Source organism: Hymenobacter psychrotolerans DSM 18569, from assembly GCF_900142395.1.
Lineage (GTDB): Bacteria > Bacteroidota > Bacteroidia > Cytophagales > Hymenobacteraceae > Hymenobacter > Hymenobacter psychrotolerans.
Map to the genome: position 1 here is coordinate 63658 of NZ_FRAS01000001.1, position 18889 is coordinate 82546.

The 18889-nt window shown below is 56.8% G+C and carries 16 protein-coding genes; 5 read left to right on the forward strand and 11 right to left on the reverse strand.

What is annotated here, in order from left to right; genetic code table 11:
* Nucleotides 1–57 precede the first annotated feature (57 nt).
* Nucleotides 58–291 (reverse strand): hypothetical protein, encoded by a 234-nt coding sequence (locus tag BUE15_RS00275; RefSeq protein WP_139252055.1) that lies wholly within the window; start codon nt 289–291, stop codon nt 58–60.
* A gap of 411 nt (nt 292–702) precedes the next feature.
* Between BUE15_RS00275 and BUE15_RS00280 the strand changes: the two genes are divergently transcribed.
* Nucleotides 703–2154 carry a hypothetical protein gene (locus BUE15_RS00280; RefSeq protein WP_139252056.1) on the forward strand — a complete coding sequence of 484 codons (1452 nt, stop codon included), beginning with the start codon at nt 703–705 and terminating at the stop codon, nt 2152–2154.
* 92 nt (nt 2155–2246) lie between these two features.
* Here the strand turns inward: BUE15_RS00280 and BUE15_RS00285 are convergent, their stop codons facing one another.
* From BUE15_RS00285 to BUE15_RS00315, 7 genes are all read right to left on the reverse strand, one after another.
* Nucleotides 2247–3671, reverse strand: coding sequence for a Glu/Leu/Phe/Val family dehydrogenase (locus BUE15_RS00285; protein ID WP_073280697.1), 1425 nt, complete (start codon nt 3669–3671; stop codon nt 2247–2249).
* 147 nt (nt 3672–3818) lie between these two features.
* Nucleotides 3819–5606 carry an acyl-CoA dehydrogenase family protein gene (locus BUE15_RS00290; protein WP_073280698.1) on the reverse strand — a complete coding sequence of 596 codons (1788 nt, stop codon included), beginning with the start codon at nt 5604–5606 and terminating at the stop codon, nt 3819–3821.
* A gap of 330 nt (nt 5607–5936) precedes the next feature.
* Nucleotides 5937–7115, reverse strand: a complete 1179-nt coding sequence (locus tag BUE15_RS00295; protein WP_073280699.1) for an acetyl-CoA C-acyltransferase — start codon at nt 7113–7115, stop codon at nt 5937–5939.
* A 46-nt stretch (nt 7116–7161) separates the two neighbouring features.
* A complete protein-coding gene (locus tag BUE15_RS00300) occupies nt 7162–7530 on the reverse strand; it encodes a four helix bundle protein (RefSeq protein WP_073280700.1) in 369 nt (122 codons plus the stop codon).
* Between the two features lie 40 nt (nt 7531–7570).
* The gene (locus BUE15_RS00305; protein ID WP_073280701.1) at nt 7571–9979 is read right to left on the reverse strand and encodes a 3-hydroxyacyl-CoA dehydrogenase/enoyl-CoA hydratase family protein; all 2409 of its coding nucleotides are present in this window, start codon (nt 9977–9979) and stop codon (nt 7571–7573) included.
* Between the two features lie 145 nt (nt 9980–10124).
* Nucleotides 10125–10601 (reverse strand): MarR family winged helix-turn-helix transcriptional regulator, encoded by a 477-nt coding sequence (locus BUE15_RS00310; RefSeq protein ID WP_073280702.1) that lies wholly within the window; start codon nt 10599–10601, stop codon nt 10125–10127.
* A gap of 369 nt (nt 10602–10970) precedes the next feature.
* A complete protein-coding gene (locus tag BUE15_RS00315; RefSeq protein ID WP_073280703.1) occupies nt 10971–12752 on the reverse strand; it encodes an AMP-dependent synthetase/ligase in 1782 nt (593 codons plus the stop codon).
* Nucleotides 12753–12950: 198 nt separating this feature from the next.
* On the opposite strand from BUE15_RS00315, the gene BUE15_RS00320 reads away from it, so the two are divergent.
* From BUE15_RS00320 to BUE15_RS00335, 4 genes are all read left to right on the forward strand, one after another.
* Nucleotides 12951–14135 carry a formimidoylglutamase gene (locus tag BUE15_RS00320; RefSeq protein WP_073280704.1) on the forward strand — a complete coding sequence of 395 codons (1185 nt, stop codon included), beginning with the start codon at nt 12951–12953 and terminating at the stop codon, nt 14133–14135.
* Between the two features lie 23 nt (nt 14136–14158).
* Nucleotides 14159–14407 (forward strand): cytochrome b5 domain-containing protein, encoded by a 249-nt coding sequence (locus tag BUE15_RS00325; RefSeq protein ID WP_396276080.1) that lies wholly within the window; start codon nt 14159–14161, stop codon nt 14405–14407.
* Nucleotides 14408–14470: 63 nt separating this feature from the next.
* Nucleotides 14471–15271: an N-acetylmuramic acid 6-phosphate etherase gene (gene murQ, locus BUE15_RS00330; RefSeq protein ID WP_073280706.1), complete on the forward strand. Its 801-nt coding sequence runs from the start codon at nt 14471–14473 to the stop codon at nt 15269–15271.
* A 149-nt stretch (nt 15272–15420) separates the two neighbouring features.
* Nucleotides 15421–15987, forward strand: coding sequence for a hypothetical protein (locus BUE15_RS00335; protein WP_073280707.1), 567 nt, complete (start codon nt 15421–15423; stop codon nt 15985–15987).
* A gap of 88 nt (nt 15988–16075) precedes the next feature.
* On the opposite strand, the gene BUE15_RS00340 is transcribed toward BUE15_RS00335, so the two are convergent.
* The 3 genes from BUE15_RS00340 to era all read right to left on the reverse strand — a co-directional run bounded on the left by BUE15_RS00340 (nt 16076) and on the right by era (nt 18871).
* Complete coding sequence (locus BUE15_RS00340; protein WP_073280708.1) at nt 16076–16315, reverse strand: hypothetical protein; 240 nt, start codon at nt 16313–16315, stop codon at nt 16076–16078.
* Between the two features lie 148 nt (nt 16316–16463).
* Nucleotides 16464–17786: a ribosome biogenesis GTPase Der gene (gene der / locus BUE15_RS00345; protein WP_073280709.1), complete on the reverse strand. Its 1323-nt coding sequence runs from the start codon at nt 17784–17786 to the stop codon at nt 16464–16466.
* 185 nt (nt 17787–17971) lie between these two features.
* Nucleotides 17972–18871 (reverse strand): GTPase Era, encoded by a 900-nt coding sequence (gene era / locus BUE15_RS00350; RefSeq protein ID WP_073281150.1) that lies wholly within the window; start codon nt 18869–18871, stop codon nt 17972–17974.
* Nucleotides 18872–18889 lie beyond the last annotated feature (18 nt).

Consider the following 18889-nt stretch of genomic DNA (forward strand, 5'->3'; position numbering starts at 1 on the left):
GCAGTTGCTGCAGACTGGGCATAAAAAAAGCAACCCTCTACGGTTGCTTACCGGAAACTATTGAAAGCTGGTCGCCGAATTGCCGACTGGCTCCGTGGCACGCCACTGGAAATCCCCCGCCGGGGCGCCGGACTGGACGTTGAGATGCTGCAGCAGCGACACCGGCTGCACAGGAGTCAGCTGCACCGAGCGCACGGCCTTGGCCATGTCGGAGAATCCGGTTGGCTCCTTGGCAACCTTACCAATGATGATGAGAGCGAAAAGAAGAATGAAGCGAAGTAAAGATTTCATATTGAGTAGGTAATTGCCCCGTCTTGCGAAAGCGCGGCGGAACAAAGTTAAGGCCAATTTTCTCCTCGTCGGCATATTTTTGTGAGTCAGGAAAATGCCTCGGGCGACAAAACCCTTGTTCAATGCTTCTGGCTGCGAAAACCACCCTTTGCTGATGCAGCAATTAAATCAGGCAGCAAGCTTCACTTCAGTGAAAGAAGGTCTTTCGAGCTACTTTCTGCTGGTAAAGTAAACGCAGAGCGGGCACGAAAGTGGTAATCCCTGCATTATGGAAGCATGAACAAATCGTTACCTGCCGACCGTTTGCCTGGGAGGTTGCGGGGCGTGTACGGCAAGCGCGCGGAGTTGGATACCTTTGGAGAATACATTTTTTTGGTTTTCGTCCATTCTTTCACCTAATCCACTTTAGCCGTGCGTTTTAAGTATTTGCTGGCTGCCGGCTCTCTGGCCTGTGGTCTTTTGCTCACCCCGGTTAGCACTTGGGCTCAAAAAGTAAAGTCAGCTGCGTTCAGCTATATCCCGGAGCAGTCGGATGACCGCTACAACCAGCGGGTGCCCCGCAAAACCCTGACATTGCCCAACGGCGGCTTTCTGATTCTGGCTCACAAATCGGCCACAGAATACGCCGTAGAGCGCTACGACGCCGACCTGAAGCGCCAATGGACGGCGGCTCTGCCTCTCACTGCCGAGCAGGCAATTGATGGATTTGCCAGCAGCAATGGCCAGGCCCTTGTGGTAATTTATCAGAAAAATGGCGCCTCCCAGACGCTGTCGGCGCAGGCCGTGGACCTCAGCAATGGGCAAAAAGCGCCGCTGAAGAAGCTGGTGGAAGCCGGCACCCGCGACCGGCGCCCCGGCGTGGCCTTCTCGCCCGATGGCAGTAAGCTGGTGGCCTGGCGCTACCTCACCCGCGACGTGCAGATCCGGTCCATCAGCGCCAGCGTGTTTGATGAAAAGCTCACCAAACTCAAGGACCGGTCCTACGATTTCAGCGACCAGGGCGCTTTTTTCTCCACCACGCTGCACGTCGGCAACGACGGCACGCAGTACGTGACGCTGGTGAGCGACGAAATGAAGAAGCTCACGGTTCGGCGCTACCTCAATACCAGCAACGACATCAAAGTAATGTCGGTGGCGGTGGGTGGTGTGTTTGGGGGCAAAGTGGTGAACGTGTTCGACTCGCGCTTCGCTCTGCAGCCCGATAACACGTTATATGCCGCCGCTATTTGCAACGAACGGGAATCAGGGCTATACCATAGCCTGAAGGTGGTCAAGTTTGACTTCTCAGGCGAAGGCGACATGAAGTTTGCGCCCGAGTTCCGGTTCACGCCCGAATACCTCGCTGAAACCAACAAGGCCAGCGGCGCTGCCGCCAAACGCCTCGAAGACGTATATCTCACTGACCTGCTGCTGACTGAGGAAAAACAGCTGGTAGTAGTAGCCGAGAAGAAATACGAAGAAGGCGGCGACAACTCGCCCGGCCACACCCGCGAACTGCACTTGTTCGGCTACAATGAGTTTCAGTCGCCCACCTGGCACAGCATCATCGGCAAAGACCAGGTAGCTCCGGCCGCCGAGGGGTTCAGCAGCATCGGTTACCGGGCCGCGGTGTTTGGGCAGGATATTCAGTTTGTGACCTGGGAGAAAATCAAGAACAAGTCAGATTTGTACTTGCGCCGCGTGAATGCCCAGACGGGCGTGGTGCAGGAGCCCAAGGCCTTAGGCCTGAATGTAGCCGCTGACCAGAACCCTTCTTACGTGAAGGACTTCACGGCCTGGCTGGATGCCAAAACGCTTATCGGCGTTAGCCGGCCCAATAAAAAGTCGGCAGCTCTTATGCTGAACAAAATCGTGGTGAAATAACGGCTGCCAGCCGCTCAACTGTCTGCTCATCGAAAGCAAAGAGGCCGCTTCCGGAATGGAAGCGGCCTCTTTGCCGGTTATAAGCCGAATTGTTACGGAAAGATGCCGAGCGACTGATAGCTCACGCCAATCTTCTCAATAGCGCTGTAAAAGGCCGCTGTGCGCATATCCGTGATGCCCTCCACCTCATCCATCACCTTGCGGATGGACTGGTACGCGGTAATCATGGTGTCCTCCAGGCCGGAGCGCACTAGGTCGATTTCGTCGGCACCGTGCACGATTTGCTGGCGTTCTTCGGGCGTGATGGTTTTGCCGGTCGTCCGCTCGATGGTGGCTACCAGGCGGCGCATGGCTCCTTCCTCGGCCCGCTTGCCCATCCGGCCGAAGCGCACGTTGGAAAGGTTTTTCAGCCACTCGAAGTACGATACCGTTACGCCGCCGGCGTTCAGGTACAGGTCGGGCAGGATGATGATGCCTTTCTCCAGCAGGATCTTCTCGGCCCCTTGGGTAGTCGGCCCATTCGCGCCCTCGGCAATGATTTTTGCCTTGATCTTGGCCGCGTTGCCTTCATGAATCTGGTTTTCCAGCGCGGCCGGAATCAGCACGTCGCACTCGTATTCCAGCAAGTCCAAGGACTCGGCAATGTCTTTCGCGCCGGGGAAACCCAGGATAGAGCCGGTTTCCTGGCGGTGCTTGAACACGGCTTCTACATCTAGGCCAGTCTCGCTGTAGATGCCGCCCTCGCGCTCCGCAATGCCGGTAATCAGGGCGCCATCCTGCTGGCAGAAATGCGCCGCGTAGTAGCCTACGTTGCCCAAACCCTGCACAATGATGCGTTTACCAGCCACGCCGCTGCTCAGGCCTACTTTTTTCAGCATGGGCTCGTCCAGCAGCAGCTCGCGCAAGCCATAGAATACGCCTAGGCCAGTTGCCTCGGTCCGGCCCCGGATGCCGCCCTGGCCTACGGGCTTGCCGGTTACGCAGCCTAAGGCGCTGGTGTCGCCGTACTTGAAGGTCATGTAGGTATCAGCAATCCAGGCCATTTCGCGGCCGCTGGTACCGTAATCAGGTGCGGGCACGTCCATGCCGGGGCCGATGAGGTTCTTCTTGATCAGCTCCGTGGCGTAGCGGCGCGTCACGCGCTCCAGCACATTTACCGGGGTAGTGCGCGGGTTGATTTTTACACCACCTTTCGCGCCGCCGAAGGGCACATCTACCAGGGCACACTTAAAGGTCATGAGGGTGGCCAGGGCCATTACCTCCTCCTCATCTACATACACGCTGTAGCGGATACCGCCTTTGCTGGGCAGCTTGTGGTGGCTGTGCTGCACCCGGATGCCTTCAAATACCTGCACGTGGCCATCGACCTCAACTGGGAAGTTGACCTTATAGATGCTGTTGCACGCCCGGATCTGGGCGAGGATGCCGGGGTCGAGCTTCGAGAAGCTGGCCGCGTGGTCGTAGAACCGCAGTACGCTTTCGTAAAAGTCCTTACCCTGTACCTGTTCGTTGGCCATATGTAGTGGGAGTTGAAGGTGGAGTATCTACCTGCAAACGCATAGCCCGACAATCCGTTGTGCCGAAAAAAAGCAAAGCCGCCCCTGAAAACAGGAGCGGCTTTGGATATTAGCCCACACGGTCAGGGCGTGTGGCCTACAACTGTTCTAGTAAGCGTACTCGTTGGCGGCAATCAGCACTTCGGCAATGCGACGACGGGCTTCCTTGGCGTTGTAGAGGTCGGCTTTGGTGAAGCGCTTGAGGCCCATAGCCAGCAGGCGCTGCTCGTCGCCTTCGGTCATGGTGCCGATGGCATCTTTGCCGAACTTGTTTACCTGGTCTACGGTGTCGTAGAGGTACACGCGGGCAATGTCGATTTGCGTCGAAACGGCCTCCTCGCCTTTCACACCGGCTTCTTTCTCCACGCGTAGCAGCACGCTTTCGGCGGTGTATACCTTGATGGCCATGTCGGCAATGTTCATCAGTACTTCCTGCTCTTTAGCGAGCGAGTTCATGTACTTCTGCACGGCCGTACCTGCTACCATCAGGATGGCTTTCTTCAGCTTGGCAATGGTCTTTTTCTCGGTAGCGAACAGGCCAGTTTCTTCTTCCAGGTTGAAGTCCGGAATAGCCATCAGTTCCTGCTGCACGGCTTGGGCCGGGCCCATCAGGTCCAGCTCGCCTTTCATGGCCTTCTTCAGGATCATGTCGACGGCCAGCATGCGGTTGATTTCGTTGGTGCCTTCGAAGATGCGGTTGATGCGCGAATCCCGGTAAGCGCGGTCCATGGGGTAATCGGCCGAGAAGCCGTAGCCGCCGTACACCTGCACGCCCTCATCTACCACATAGTCAAGAACTTCCGATCCTTCTACTTTCAGGATAGCACACTCCACGGCAAACTCGCGGGCGGCACCCAGCAGGGCCTCGTTGTGGCTCTGGCCTTTAGCCAGCAACTCCTGCTCCATGCGGGCAATGTCCATGCCGGCGCGGTAAATAGCCGATTCCACGGCGTAGATGCGCACAGCCTGCTGGGCCAGCTTGTACTTGATAGCACCGAACTTGCTGATGGGCAGCTTGAACTGCACCCGCTCGTTGGCGTATTTCACGCTCAGCGTAGCCGCCATTTTGGTAGCGCCCAGGCAAGCGGCAGCCAGCTTAATGCGGCCGATGTTCAGGATGTTGAAGGCAATCAGGTGGCCTTTGCCAATCTCGCCGAGTACCGCTGATTTCGGCACTTTGGCGTCAGAGAGGAATACCTGGCGGGTCGAAGAACCCTTGATGCCCATCTTGTGCTCCTCGTTGCCGAGGCTCAGGCCGGGCGTATTCTTCTCCACAATGAAGCCCGTAAACTTGTCGCCATCTACCTGCGCAAACACCACGAATACATCGGCGAAGCCGGCGTTGGTGATCCACATTTTCTGGCCGTTCAGCACGTAATGCTCGCCGTCTTCAGTCAGGATGGCTTTGGTTTTGGCGCCCAGAGCGTCGGAGCCGGAACCGGGCTCCGTGAGGCAGTAGGCACCCATCAGCTCACCGCTGGTCAGGCCAGGCAGGTACTTGGCCTTCTGCTCCTCGTTGCCGAAGTACAGAATGGGCAGCATGGCAATACCGGTATGGGCCGCAAAAGCCACCGGGAACGAGTGGCCGCCACCAACGGCTTCGGTTACGCGCAGGGAGGTAGGGAAGTCCATGTCCAGCCCGCCGTACTGCTCCGGAATGCTCACCCCAAACAAGCCTAGCTCGCCCGATTTTTCCATCAGGTTTCGCATCAGGCCCTCTTCGTGGTTGTCGAGGCGCTCCACGAGGGGCATCACTTCTTTGTCCACGAAGTCCAGAGCGGTCTGGTGCATCATGTTCTGCTCCTCCGTAAAATCGGCGGGGGTGAATACGTCCTGCGCGGCGGTTTCTTTGATGATGAACTCGCCGCCTTTCACAAGCTTGTTGGTTACTTCCATGACCGGGTGAGATGTTGGGGTTGGAAAAATCGAAGTCAAAAAGGAAAGGAGATGCTCGGCATACCTACTATCAGGCCAGCACAAGCCCCTCCTATGTGGGATACCGAAAGATAACAAATTATGTTATGCTTGCCGAGTACTTTCTAAAAAAGAAACCCCACGGGTCGGGGCTTCTAATCATATTAGGCAGAACCGCTTACGTAAGTATCTGGTTCTGAAAACGGAGCCCATCCGGTGGTCGGTGTCGTAGGCCAGTTGAGTTTTCCGTTGGATAAACGCTGCCACGCTTTCCGGCGGCGTACGCCACCGACCTCCGAATACGCTACCGCATTACTTCAGCAACTCGTAGATGCCGGCTACGCCCTGGCCGCCGCCTACGCAGGCGGTTACCATGCCGTATTTCTGGCCCCGCGCACGCAGCTCGTGGAAAAGCTGAATGCTGAGCTTGGCGCCCGAGCAGCCCAGCGGGTGGCCTAGCGCAATGGCGCCGCCGTTCACGTTCAGCTTGCTCTCGTCAATATCCAGCTCACGCACAATGGCAATCGACTGGGAAGCGAAGGCCTCGTTCAGCTCAATCAGGTCGATGTCCTGGAGCTTCATGCCGGCCTGGCGTAGCGCCTTCGGAATGGCCTTGATGGGGCCCATACCCATGATGCGCGGGTCGATGCCTTCGGTGGCATAGGTAATCATGCGGGCAATAGGCTCCAGGTTCAGCTCCTTCACCATGCGCTCCGACATCACAAGCACGAAAGCCGCGCCATCAGAAGTCTGGGACGAGTTACCGGCCGTAACCGAACCGTTAGCAGCAAACACCGGACGCAGCTTGGCCAGGGCCTCAATGGAGGTATCAGCACGCGGGCCTTCGTCGGTATCGACTACGTAGGAGCGGTTTTTCTTCTTGCCGGTAGCCTGGTCGAGGTAGGTTTCCTCTACCGTGATGGGCACAATCTGCTCCTTGAACTTGCCTTCCTGAATGGCTTTGATGGCCTTCTGGTGCGAGTTGTAAGCAAACTGGTCCTGGTCCTCGCGCGACACTTTGTAGTCCTGCGCTACGGCTTCGGCGGTGAGCCCCATGCCGAGGTAGTAGTCGGGGTGCTGCTGGGCGAGTTTGTAGTTGGGCACTGTTTTCCAACCTACAGTAGGCACCATGCTCATGCTCTCGGTGCCACCGGCCACGATGCAGTCGGCCATGCCGGCCGTGATTTTGCTGGCGGCCATAGCAATGGTTTCCACGCCGGAACCGCAGTAGCGGTTCACAATGAGGCCCGATACGTTCATGGGCAGCGCCAGCAGCGAAATCAGGCGGCCCATTTGCAGGCCTTGCTCCGCTTCCGGTACCGCATTGCCTACCATCACGTCGTCGATGCGTGTGGGGTCGAGGGCAGGCACGGAGGCTACCAGGTGCTTGATGACGTCGGCGGCGAGGTCATCGGGGCGGGTGAAGCGGAAACCGCCGCGGGTGGCTTTGCCAACGGCCGTGCGGTAACCAGCTACGATATATGCGTTCATGTTTTTAGAAGTTAGAGGTGAGAACGTAGAGCTTAGACTCTGGTGGTTAGTTCTCAGGTTGAAGACTTTTTTGAAAGCCGTAGAGCATCTTTTGTAGTTCCACTAACTCACTTACCGCAGCTTGCAGTCGATTTTCATCCAGGTAGCCGAACTCAGCAGCTAATAGAAACTGTGTCTCTAACTCGTAAGCCGAGCCGGTAGCAATCGAGAGGAACTGACTGAAATCCTTCGCTGAGCCGCGGCCTGCTCCTTCAGCAATATTGGAAGGAATAGAAACGGCGGCCCGACGCATCTGCGACGTGAGCCCAAACCGTTCGTCGGGCGGAAACGTGGCGCAGCATTGGTAAGTGAGCTTGGTAATCAGCATCGCCTTCTGCCAGATTTTTAAATCCCGAAACCGATGCCGACTTACCATTACAGAACAACTCTAAGTTCTAAGCTCTCAATTCTCAGTTCTAATTACGAAGCGGTTTGCCAGTGGTAAGGATGCTCTGAATCCGCTCCAGCGTTTTCCGTTCGCCGGTGAGGCTGAGGAAGGCTTCGCGCTCCAGGTCTAGCAGGTATTGCTCTGATACTTCGGTGGGGCTGCTTAGGTCACCGCCGCACATGATGTAGGCCAGTTTGTTGGCAATCTTCACGTCGTGGTCGGAAATATAGCGACCCTCCTTCATGGCGTGCACACCCGTCAGGAACATGCCTAAGGCGCCTTTGCCCTGCACCTTGATGTTAGTTTTCTGAACCGGTTGGGTGTAGCCATCTTCGGCTAGCTCAATGGCAGCGGCTTTGGCTTGCGCGATAACGCGGTTGCTGTTTACTACTATCTCGTCGCCGCGGCGCAGGAATCCCAGGTCGAAGGCCTCAGCTGCGGAAGTCGACACTTTGGCGGTGCTGATGGTCATAAAGGTGTTGCGGAGCAGGTTGTACTCGGGCTCGCCTTCTTCATATTTGGCCGCGGTGCGCAGGGTCATTTCCTTGGTGCCACCACCGCCGGGAATCAGACCTACACCAAATTCCACGAGGCCCATGTAGGTTTCCGCGGCTGCAACTACCCGGTCGCAGTGCAGGTTCAGCTCGCAGCCGCCACCCAGGGCAAGGCCGTGCGGAGCACCTACGACTGGGATGCTGCTGTAGCGCATCCGCATCATGGCCTGCTGGAACTGGGCAATCATCAGGTTCAGCTCGTCGTACTCCTGATCCAGCGCGAACATATATACCAAGCCCAGGTTGGCACCCGCCGAGAAGTTTGGCGCGTCGTTGCCGACTACTAAACCACGGAAGTCCTTTTCGGCCAGCTCCACGCCTTTCAGCAGACCCTGAATTACATCAGAGCCCAGCGCGTTCATCTTGCTGTGGAACTCCACGTTCAGAATACCGTCGCCGAGGTCGAGCACCGAAGCACCCGCGTTTTTCCACACCACTTTGCCGGTGGCACGCAGGTTATCGAGGATGATGAAGTTCTCGACGCCCGGAATGGCTTTATAGGCCTTGCTCTCGATGTCGTAGAACTGCTTCACGCCCTGCTCGCTCACCTTATAGAAGGTAGCATTGCCAGCGGCCAGCATTTCCTGTACCCAAGGAGCAACAGTCTTGCCTTCGGCCTGCGCCAGCTCCAGACCTTTCTGAACGCCCAGAGCATCCCAGGTTTCAAACGGACCCATTTCCCAGCCGAAGCCGGCACGCAGGGCGTCGTCAATCTTATAGAGCGAGTCGGTGATTTCCGGAATCCGGTTGCTCACGTAGGCAAACAGGCCCGCGAAAGTCTTGCGGTAGAAGTCCCCGGCCTTGTCTTTGCCGGCAGCCAGCACCTTGAAGCGGTCCGCCAGCTTTTCAATCGGCTTGGTGGCTTCCAGGGTGGCGAATTTCACCTTGGCGCTGGGCTTGTATTCCAGCGTGTTCAGGTCGAGGGCCTGAATCTCCGACTTACCGCCGGCGCCTTTTACTTTTTTGTAGAAGCCCTGGGCGGTTTTGTCGCCCAGCCACTTGTTCTCGGCCATCTTCTTGATGAAGTCGGGCAGCTGAAACACGTGTTTGGCTTCGTCGTTGGGCAGGTTCTGGGCAAGGCCGTTGGCCACGTTGATCATCGTATCCAAGCCCACCACGTCTGAGGTGCGGAACGTAGCCGACTTGGCGTGGCCGATAACCGGACCCGTCAGCTTGTCCACTTCCTCCACCGACAGGCCTAGCTGGCTCATCACCTGCACCACGTCCATGATGGCGAAAACGCCCACACGGTTGGCAATGAAGGCGGGCGTGTCTTTGGCCAGTACCGTGGTTTTGCCCAGGTACAGGTCGCCGTAGTGCATCAGGAAATCCACTACCGACTGGTCCGTGTCCGGGGTCGGGATGATTTCGAGCAGCTTCAGGTAGCGCGGCGGGTTGAAGAAGTGCGTGCCGCAGAAGTATTTCTTGAAGTCGTCGGAGCGGCCCTCCGTCATCATGTGAATCGGGATGCCGCTGGTGTTACTCGTGATGAGCGTGCCGGGCTTGCGGTATTGCTCCACGCGCTCAAACAGGCTCTTTTTGATATCGAGGCGCTCTACCACTACCTCAATCGTCCAGTCGCAGCCGGCAATGTCCTTGAGGTTATCGTCGAAGTTGCCGGTTTTGATGCGGCTGGAGTCGGCTTTGCGGTACAGCGGCGACGGGTTAGCCGCCACGGCTGCCTGGAGGGAGCTGTTCACAATGCGGTTTTTCACCGCCGGATTGTCCAGCTTCAGGCCTTTGGCTTCTTCGGCGGGTAGCAGCTCTTTCGGCGCGATGTCGAGCAGCAGCACCTGCACACCGATGTTGGCGAAGTGGCACGCAATGCGCGAGCCCATCACACCGGAACCCAGTACGGCTACTTTTTTGATGGTACGATTCATTCTTGGGGAGGAATGAGTGGGTGAGAAATGAAAGAATCAGAAAGGAAAACCGGCAAGCCAACTACTCGTCATGCCGACTTTATGACTACAGAAATGCCCCGGTGAAGGAGCGAATTCAGGAGTAAAAAAGCCTCGAGCTACTGGCCTAGGCCGGCGACTCGGCGCGCAAAGGTTTCGGCGTAAAATCGTCGTAGAGGGTTTTGCCCTCAATCATGCCGGTAATCTGGCCTACTACTTTGAAAAACACGTTCAACTCGCTCTGCGGGATTTTCTCGCGCACCTTCAGGTTGAAGTGGCGCACCGTCTGGCGGGAAATTTCTTTGCCACGCAGGCCTTCTTCGGTCAGGAAGATGCGCACCGAGCGTTTGTCCTGGGTATCAGCCTGTTTGTAGATCAGGCCTTTTTCCTCCATGCTGCGTAGAATACGGGTCAGAGAGCGGGTTTCGAGGCCCAGCAAAGGCGCTATCTTGGTGGCCGGCGTACCATTCTCCTGGTCGATGTTCAGCAGCACGAAACCAATGCTCGTGGTGATGTCGTGCTTGGCGGCCTGCGTATTATACATGCGCGAAATGGCGTGCCAGGCTACTTTAATATTATAATCGACGGTTTCTTCGGGTGTCATGAGGGGTAGGAGCAAGTCCGGTAAACATACAGAAATATGTTATGCTTGCATACTAAGTTACGCAAAAAAAGTTTGACCTTTCCTCCCTCTTGTACGTGGTGAAATGTGCTAGGCCTGTCAATCCTTCTGGGAGAAGGGGCTAGTTGATGGTTAATGGGGTAGGAACGACTATACAAGAACGTCATGTCGAGCTTGTCGAGACATCTCGCGTGCTGACGTTGCAACGGTAATCATATGTCAGCACGCGAGATGTCTCGACTCCGCTCGACATGACGTTCTTCTTTCTTATCGTTCTAGGCCACTCGACCACCCAGCTATAGCTATATAAAAACAAACCGGCCTCGCCACTTCTGTGACGGGGCCGGTTTGTTAATGCTGACCGTTCTGATGATACAGACTCTCGATGATGTCCTTGTTGTTCTCGGATATAATCTTGCGCTTCACTTTTAGGGTAGGCGTCATCTCGCCGGTTTCTACAGTCCAGAGGCGGGGCAGCAGCACGATTTTCTTGACCTGCTCCCACTGCGCAAAGCCCGTGTTGTACTTGTGCACAAGGTCTTCGTACATCTTCACCACTTTCTCGTTTTTGACAAGCTCTTCATTGGAGCAGTTGCAGTCTACGCCGTTGCGCTTGCACCAGCCTTTCAGATCATCGAAGGAAGGAATAACGAGGGCGGAGGGGAACTTCTGGCCGTCGCCGACGACCATGCACTGCTCTACCAGCGGCGACTCTTTCAGCTTGCTTTCAATCACCTGCGGAGCAATGTACTTGCCGCCCGAGGTCTTGAACATCTCCTTCTTGCGGTCAGTGATTTTGAGGAATTTACCGTCCACCATCTCGCCGATGTCGCCGGTATGGAACCAGCCTTCCTCGTCGAACTCCTTGGCCGTTAGCTCGGGCTTGTTGTAGTAGCCTTTCATCACCGACTCCGACTTGGTCAGAATCTCGCCATCGGGCGCGATTTTCACCTGTGTGTTGTCGATAATCGGGCCTACGGTACCAATCATGTTGTTTTCGGGCTCGTAGCCGCCCACGGCAATTACCGGCGAGGTTTCCGTCAGGCCGTAGCCCTCCATCACGCGGATACCGGCCGACCAGAACACCCGTGCCAGCCGGGGCTGCAGGGCCCCGCCGCCGCTCACGATGCAGCGCAGGTTACCGCCAAGAGCTTCCCGCCACTTATTAAAAATAAGCTTGTTGGCCAGTGAAAGCTGGGTGTTGTATAAGAACCCGTGGTCTTGCTGGTTGTCGTATTTGAGGCCCAGGTTCAGTGCCCAGAAGAACAACTGCTTCTTTACGCCTTCGAGCTGGTGCCCTTTAGCGACAATCTTATCATAGACTTTCTCCAGCAGACGAGGCACAGTGGTGAAGATTTCAGGCTTCACCTCGCGCAGGTTGTCGGCAATGGTTTCCATGCTCTCGGCGTAGTAGATGCTGACGCCGTTGATGAGGTAGAGGTGGGTCACCATCCGCTCGAAGATGTGGCAGAGCGGCAGGAAGCTCAGGGCTTTGTCGTCTTTGGTGACGGGCACGAAGCGCTGGGCGTTACGGCAGTTGCTGAGCAGGTTGTTGTGCGTCAGCATCACCCCTTTGGGCTGGCCAGTGGTACCGGAGGTGTAGATGAGCGTCAGCAGGTCGTCGGGCTGCACGGCGGCTTTCAGGGGCTCCAGGTCGGCGGAGTTGCCCTGCTTGCCCAGCTCCAGCAGCTCGGAGAAGTGGCGCGCACCTTCAATTTTGTCGAAAGTGAAGATGTTGTCCGCAGGAATGTTCAGGCCCTGAGTGGCTTCGCGGACCTTGTCGTACAACGCTTTGTCGGCCACGAAAACCGCCTTCACGCCGGCATCGGTGAAGATATATTTATAGTCCTCTACCGTGATGCTGGGATACATAGGCACGCTGGTAGCGCCAAGCTGGGCAATTCCGAAGTCGGCAAACATCCACTCCGGCCGGTTCATGGAGATGATTGCCACTTTATCGTCCTTGCCGATGCCGAGGCTGCGCAGCCCCAGACTTACCTGGTTCACCTTCTCCACCACCGTATCGGTGCTGATGGGCGTGTAGTGGCCATCTGTTTTGGAGGCGAAACAATCAGGCTTGTTGTATTTCTGCTGCAGGTGGGGCAGAATGTCAAACGTACGGCGGATGTCCATGTGAGAGGAGTGCACTTAGGTGGGACGAGCAAGAGAGAGCAACGGGTCGGCAGCTGCTGTGGTTGGAAGACAGGAAGCTGGAAACGCTGCATAAATAACTACTTTTTCGCGGGAAAGCTGCTATTCGCTCCAGAAACCTGGTAGGGCCGTGGCCGCCTTTTGCGTAGCTTTGTCGGTGTCCGCATCTCTCCGCGCCCGATGAATCTGGCCATATTCTTTGATCCGCTCCGCGAAGAGCTTTCCGCTTCTGCTGCCAGTCCGACTGCCCTGGCAGGATATATTTCAGCTTTCCTGGATGTTTTTCCCGATTGGCGGGGCGCTGATATAGCCCTTATCGGGCTGGATGAATGGCGCGGCAGCGCGGCAGGCCAGCCGGCCCTGCACGGCGCCGACGAAGTGCGCCGCCGCTTCTATCAGCTGCAGAAAGGCACCGGCCCGGCCCGCATTGCCGACCTCGGCAACCTGCGGCCCGGCCTCACCCTCGACGACACGTACCAGCGCCTGCGCGAGCTTGTGGCGGTGCTGCTGGAGCACAACACGGTGCCCGTTCTGCTGGGCGGCTCCCACGACCTCGACTACGGGCAGTTTCTGGCCTATGAAACCCTCGACCGGCCCATCAGCTTTGCCACCGTGGATGCGCGCGTAGATATGGCCGAGCAGGACTGTGCGGTGCCCGAAGAAAGCCACCTGCGGCGTATGCTCATGCACGAGCCCAGCTTCCTGTTCAACTTTGCGCAACTGGCGCACCAGCAGTACCTGGTAGCGCCTGATGTGCTGGCGGCTCTGGAAAAGCTGCACTTCGAAACTCTGCGCGTGGGCCAGATTCGCGACGATATCCGGCAGGCGGAGCCGCTGCTGCGCCAGGCCGACTTTGTGAGCGTTGATATTGCGGCCCTGCGCTGGAACGACGCGCCAGGCTATTATCCGGCCAACCCGTTTGGCCTTACCAACGAAGAGGCCGCCAAGCTGGCCTGGTACGCCGGCTGCAACGACCAGCTCAGTTCCTTCGGCCTCTACGGCTACCGCCCCGACCACGACACACATGGTCTGGCAGCTTCTGTGCTGGCTACCATGCTCTGGTATTTCGTGGAAGGCTATTACCACCGCCGCCGCGAAACCGACTTCCGCGGCCCCAACTTCATCCGTTACGCGGCCGGTTTGCACGGCCCGCCGGATCTGACTTCCCTTGACGAGGACAAAGAAGATGGCCCCGACCGTATTGTGTTCTATAAGTCGCAGCAGACGGAACGGTGGTGGATGGAGGTGGTAAACCTGACCGGCGAAGTGAAGCGCATTGTGCCCTGCAGCTACGAAGACTATTTTCATGCCTCCCAGGGTGATTTGCCGAACCGCTGGATTCTCACGCAGGCCCTGCTGGGCTAGAAGCACCTGGTACACCTGAGATGATGACTTCTACCACGGACTTGCCCACGTATACCCGCAGTCAGCTGGCCCTGCGCAACGGCCAGGACCGCGACGACATCTGGGTGGCGTATCGGGGGCTGATTTATGATGTGACCCGCTCCCGCCTGTGGCGCCGGGGCAACCATTATGAGCACTGGGCCGGCCAGGACCTGACAATAGAGCTGGAGCGCGACGCCCCGCACACTCCGCACGTTTTCGACAAATTCACCGTAATCGGGCGGCTTGCGTAGAGCGCAGCATCCTCCTTTTGCCAATACAGGCTGTACCCGAACACTATTGTTTTCTCTTTCCCCATGAGCACTACCGAAAGCCCGTCTCTCTTCAACGACCTGGAAACGCTGAGCACCCGTCAGTTGCTGGAGGGCATTAATAGCGTAGACCAAACCGTGCCGCAGGTAGTGGCCAGGGCGCTGCCGCAGATAGAGGCGCTGGTGGAAGCTACGGTAGCACGACTGGGAGCTGGTGGGCGGCTATTTTACATCGGGGCCGGCACCAGCGGGCGGCTGGGCGTGCTGGATGCCTCGGAGTGCCCCCCCACATTTGGGGTTCCCCACGGGCTGGTAGTAGGCCTGATTGCCGGCGGCGACACCGCCATCCGCAAAGCCGTGGAAAATGCCGAAGATGATGCCGAGCAAGCCTGGCGCGACCTGACGGCATACGATATTACGGACAAGGACATTGTGGTAGGCATTGCGGCTTCGGGCCGGACACCCTATGTTATTGGGGGCCTGCAACAGGCGCGGCAACACGGCTTGGCTACGGGCTGCATCGTGTGCAACGCTGATTCTCAGGTGGCGGCGGTAGCTGAGTTTCCGGTGGAAGTGCCTACCGGGCCGGAGTTTGTCACGGGCAGCACCCGCCTGAAAGCGGGCACCGCGCAAAAGCTGGTGCTCAATATGCTCACCACGGCTACATTTATCCGGCTGGGCCGCGTGAAAGGCAACAAAATGGTAGACATGCAGCTCTCCAACGCCAAGCTGGTCGACCGAGGCGAGAAAATGCTGATGGACGAGCTGGGCATTGGGCAAGACGAAGCGGCCCGTCTGCTGCAACAATATGGCTCCGTGCGGGCCGCGCTGGCCGCCCGGCAATAAACCACGCGAATAACGCAGCAGGTTCGGGAAGTTGCGGGCGGTTTTGGAAACCCGCCGTCCGGCATCACAGTTAAGGCAATTACGAATGCCTGGCGCACCTTTTTATTGGTTTCGCGCCCGGCAGAATCTTATGCCTCAGCTTCCTTTCTATGCATACCATTGAGCCGCACTACGCCTGGATCGACCAGTACTCTGCTACGGAAGACCCTCGCTCGCCCCTATTTGAAGCCGAAAACAGCATCGACTCCTACGTCAATACTATCTACGGCTACTACATCCATCCGCAGTGGGACAGCCTCGATTCGGAGACACTGTTCCTGAAGATTCTGTTCGTCGATTACGACCTGGGACTGGCCATCATCGAATTTATCGGGGAGTGGAACGATGCCATCGAAAACGACATCATGAACCTTAAGCGCAACATCATTGATCTGATGACGCATGAGGGCATCCGCAAATTCATCCTTATCGGGGAAAGTGTCTTCAACTTCCACGGCTCCGACGACTCGTATTACGAAGAGTGGTTTGAGGACGTGGAGGACGGCTGGATTGCGGCCGTCAACTTCCAGGAGCACGTAACCCGCGAGATGCGCCAGTACAACCTCGATTCCTACATCAATTTCGGGGGGCAGCTTGATGAGATGCCGTGGCGTACCTACGCACCGCGCAAGCTGTTTGACGTAGTGGACAGCCTGTTGCAGCGCCGCCTGGGCTGAGTGCCGCATACCGGCAGGCAGCTACAAAAAAAGAGCCGCTCCCTGATGGAAGCGGCTCTTTTTGTTGAGCGCCGGATGGCGCGTCAGACTACTTAGCGTCTTGCGCGTCAGCAGCGTTTTCCATAGCGTCAGCCTTAGCTTCGCCAGCGTTTTCTACCGAGTCAGCAGCAGCGTCCGAAGCGCCGGCATCTTCCATAGCGTCAGCCTTAGCTTCAGCGTTTTCTTCTACCTGCTCAGCCTGAGCTTCCTGAGCGTTTTCGGTTTTGCTGTCGCAAGAAGCGAAAGAGAAAGAAACAGCGGCCAGGGCGAGGAACAGTACTTTTTTCATGGTGTTGAAAGTAAACGAGGGTGAAAATCAGGGTTGAAGACCCTCGACCTTACGGTTGAGAATCGGAGCTTTATATCCGGTTTGCCAGAAGGTAACCTAACTCAGCAGGAAAAACTTGATATTTTCTCAACCCCAGTCGGTAACTCCCTTATTTCTTACGAAATACGATACCGATTGGCACCCCCGTAAAATCGAAATGTTCCCGCAGGCGGTTTTCGAGGTAGCGGGCGTAGCTTTCTTTCACGTACTGCGGCAGGTTGCAGAAGAAGGCGAATACGGGGTTGTGCGTGGGCAACTGGGTAGCGTATTTGATGCGCACCAGCTTGCCCTTCTGAATGGGCGGCGGGTACTTCTCAATTTCCTTCAACATCACCTCGTTCAGCTCCGAAGTCGGAATTTTTCGGCGCTTGTTGTCGTACACGTCAATGGCCGTTTCGATGGCCTTGTGCACGCGTTGCTTGTTGAGCACCGAAATAAAAATAATGGGTGGATAGCTGATAGGCGCAATTTTCTCGCGGATTTTGTCCTCGAACTCCTTGGCCGTGTTGGTTTCCTTGTTCTCAATCAGGTCCCACTTGTTCACCAGAATCACGATGCCCTTGCGGTTCTTGTCGGCCAGTCCGATGATGTTCAGGTCCTGGGCCTCAATGCCGCGGGTAGCGTCGAGCATCACGATGCAGATATCCGACTCTTCCAGCGCCCGGATGGAGCGCAGCACCGAGTAGAACTCTACGTCTTCGTGCACCTTGGTTTTGCGGCGCAGACCGGCCGTATCTACCAGAATAAATTCCTTGCCGAAGGCATTATAGCGGGCCTGAATAGAGTCGCGGGTGGTGCCGGCAATATCGGTTACGATGCTGCGCTCGGTGCCCAGCAGCAGGTTCACGAACGACGACTTGCCCACGTTCGGGCGGCCGACCACGGCAATTTTTGGGATGCCGGCATCGGGCTCCTCTACGCCTTCCTCCTCAAAGTGGCTCACCACGGCATCGAGCAGGTCACCGGTGCCGGAGCCGCTGGCCGAGGAAACCGCGAATATCTCGCCGTCGCCAACGCCCAGCGCGTAAAACTCGCCCGCCGAATGAATCCGGGAATTGGTATCGGCCTTGTTGGCTACTACATAGATGGGCTTTTTGCCCTGGTAGCGGCGCAGTACGTGCGCAAATTCTTCGTCGAGTGAGTGCACGCCGGCCATGGCATCTACCATGAACAGCACAACATCGGCTTCGTCGATGGCCAGCTTTACCTGTTTGTTGATTTCGCCTTCGAAAATATCGTCGGAGTTGTGCACGTAGCCGCCCGTATCGATGACGGTGTAGTACTTGCCCACCCAGTCGCCGTAGCCGTAGTGCCGGTCACGGGTGACGCCGCTTTCATCGTCCATGATGGCCTTACGCTGGCCGACGAGGCGGTTGAAAAGCGTGGATTTGCCCACATTGGGGCGCCCCACAATTGCAATGGTATTCTTCATGTGTCTGACTCCAGCCGCCGGCCCGACCAAGTTCGGCAGTGCCCGGAGTAGTTAAGTGAGTGTGAGGTCGGATTTATCTGGAACGTCATTCCGAGGGAAGTCGAGGAATCTTGCCAGTGTGGTAATTACCACCACAACTTCAGCACGCCAGATTCCTCGGCTGCGCTCGGAATGACGTTCTCTTTCTAGTGATTGTACCCAAAACGGCTCAAGGCCTTCGGGTCGGTGCGCCAGTTCTCGTTCACTTTGACGTGGATTTCGAGGAACACTTTTTTCTGGAAAAACTTCTCCATTTCCTCACGGGCCCAAGTGCCTACTTTTTTCAGTGCCGTGCCCTGCTGCCCGATGATGATGCCTTTCTGACTGGCCCGCTCCACGTAGATGATGGAGCGCATCCGGATGATGTTTTCATCCTCCTTAAACTCCTCAATCTCCACTTCGCAGCTGTAGGGAACCTCTTTTTTGTAGAGCTTGAAGATTTTCTCCCGGATCATCTCGGCCGCGAAAAACCGTTCAGGCTTATCGGTCAGCTCGTCTTTGGGGTAGTAGGCCGGATGCTCGGGTAGTTTGGCTAGCACCAAGTCCAGCAATTCGCCGGTGCCGAACTTTTCCAGCGCCGAAATGGGCAGCACGCGGGTAGCGTTGGGCAGGTGCTCCTGCCAGTATTCCACCTTGGCTTCCACCTCGGCCTGGTCAGCCTGGTCTATTTTATTGACGAGCAGGAAAATGGGCGTATTCACCATCTTGCGCAGGCGCTCCACTACGGGCTCTTCGTCGTGCTTCTCGTAGATATCGGTCACGAACAGCACCACGTCGGCGTCTTCCAGCGACGAGTACACGAACGACATCATGGCGTTGTGCAGCTCGTATTTGGGCTGAATAATGCCGGGCGTATCGGAGTAGACGAGCTGGAAGTCTTCGCCGTTGAGGATGCCCAGGATGCGGTGGCGCGTGGTCTGGGCTTTGCTCGTAACGATGCTGAGCCGTTCGCCCATCAGGGCGTTCATGAGCGTGGACTTGCCCACGTTGGGCTTGCCGATAATGCTCACGAAGCCAGCGCGGTGCGGTTTAGGTTCGGTATTCACTTCAGAATCTGAAAATTG

Excerpts from the sequence above, each read along its gene's own strand:
- BUE15_RS00305 (WP_073280701.1), bottom strand. The coding sequence starts at position 9,979 with ATGAATCGTACCATCAAAAAAGTAGCCGTACTGGGTTCCGGTGTGATG.
- BUE15_RS00285 (WP_073280697.1), bottom strand. The coding sequence starts at position 3,671 with ATGGCCAACGAACAGGTACAGGGTAAGGACTTTTACGAAAGCGTACTG.
- BUE15_RS00310 (WP_073280702.1), bottom strand. The coding sequence starts at position 10,601 with ATGACACCCGAAGAAACCGTCGATTATAATATTAAAGTAGCCTGGCAC.
- BUE15_RS00340 (WP_073280708.1), bottom strand. The coding sequence starts at position 16,315 with ATGAAAAAAGTACTGTTCCTCGCCCTGGCCGCTGTTTCTTTCTCTTTC.
- BUE15_RS00315 (WP_073280703.1), bottom strand. The coding sequence starts at position 12,752 with ATGGACATCCGCCGTACGTTTGACATTCTGCCCCACCTGCAGCAGAAA.
- murQ (WP_073280706.1), top strand. The coding sequence starts at position 14,471 with ATGAGCACTACCGAAAGCCCGTCTCTCTTCAACGACCTGGAAACGCTG.
- BUE15_RS00335 (WP_073280707.1), top strand. The coding sequence starts at position 15,421 with ATGCATACCATTGAGCCGCACTACGCCTGGATCGACCAGTACTCTGCT.
- BUE15_RS00300 (WP_073280700.1), bottom strand. The coding sequence starts at position 7,530 with ATGGTAAGTCGGCATCGGTTTCGGGATTTAAAAATCTGGCAGAAGGCG.
- BUE15_RS00325 (WP_396276080.1), top strand. The coding sequence starts at position 14,159 with ATGACTTCTACCACGGACTTGCCCACGTATACCCGCAGTCAGCTGGCC.
- BUE15_RS00320 (WP_073280704.1), top strand. The coding sequence starts at position 12,951 with ATGAATCTGGCCATATTCTTTGATCCGCTCCGCGAAGAGCTTTCCGCT.
- BUE15_RS00290 (WP_073280698.1), bottom strand. The coding sequence starts at position 5,606 with ATGGAAGTAACCAACAAGCTTGTGAAAGGCGGCGAGTTCATCATCAAA.
- der (WP_073280709.1), bottom strand. The coding sequence starts at position 17,786 with ATGAAGAATACCATTGCAATTGTGGGGCGCCCCAATGTGGGCAAATCC.
- BUE15_RS00295 (WP_073280699.1), bottom strand. The coding sequence starts at position 7,115 with ATGAACGCATATATCGTAGCTGGTTACCGCACGGCCGTTGGCAAAGCC.
- BUE15_RS00275 (WP_139252055.1), bottom strand. The coding sequence starts at position 291 with ATGAAATCTTTACTTCGCTTCATTCTTCTTTTCGCTCTCATCATCATT.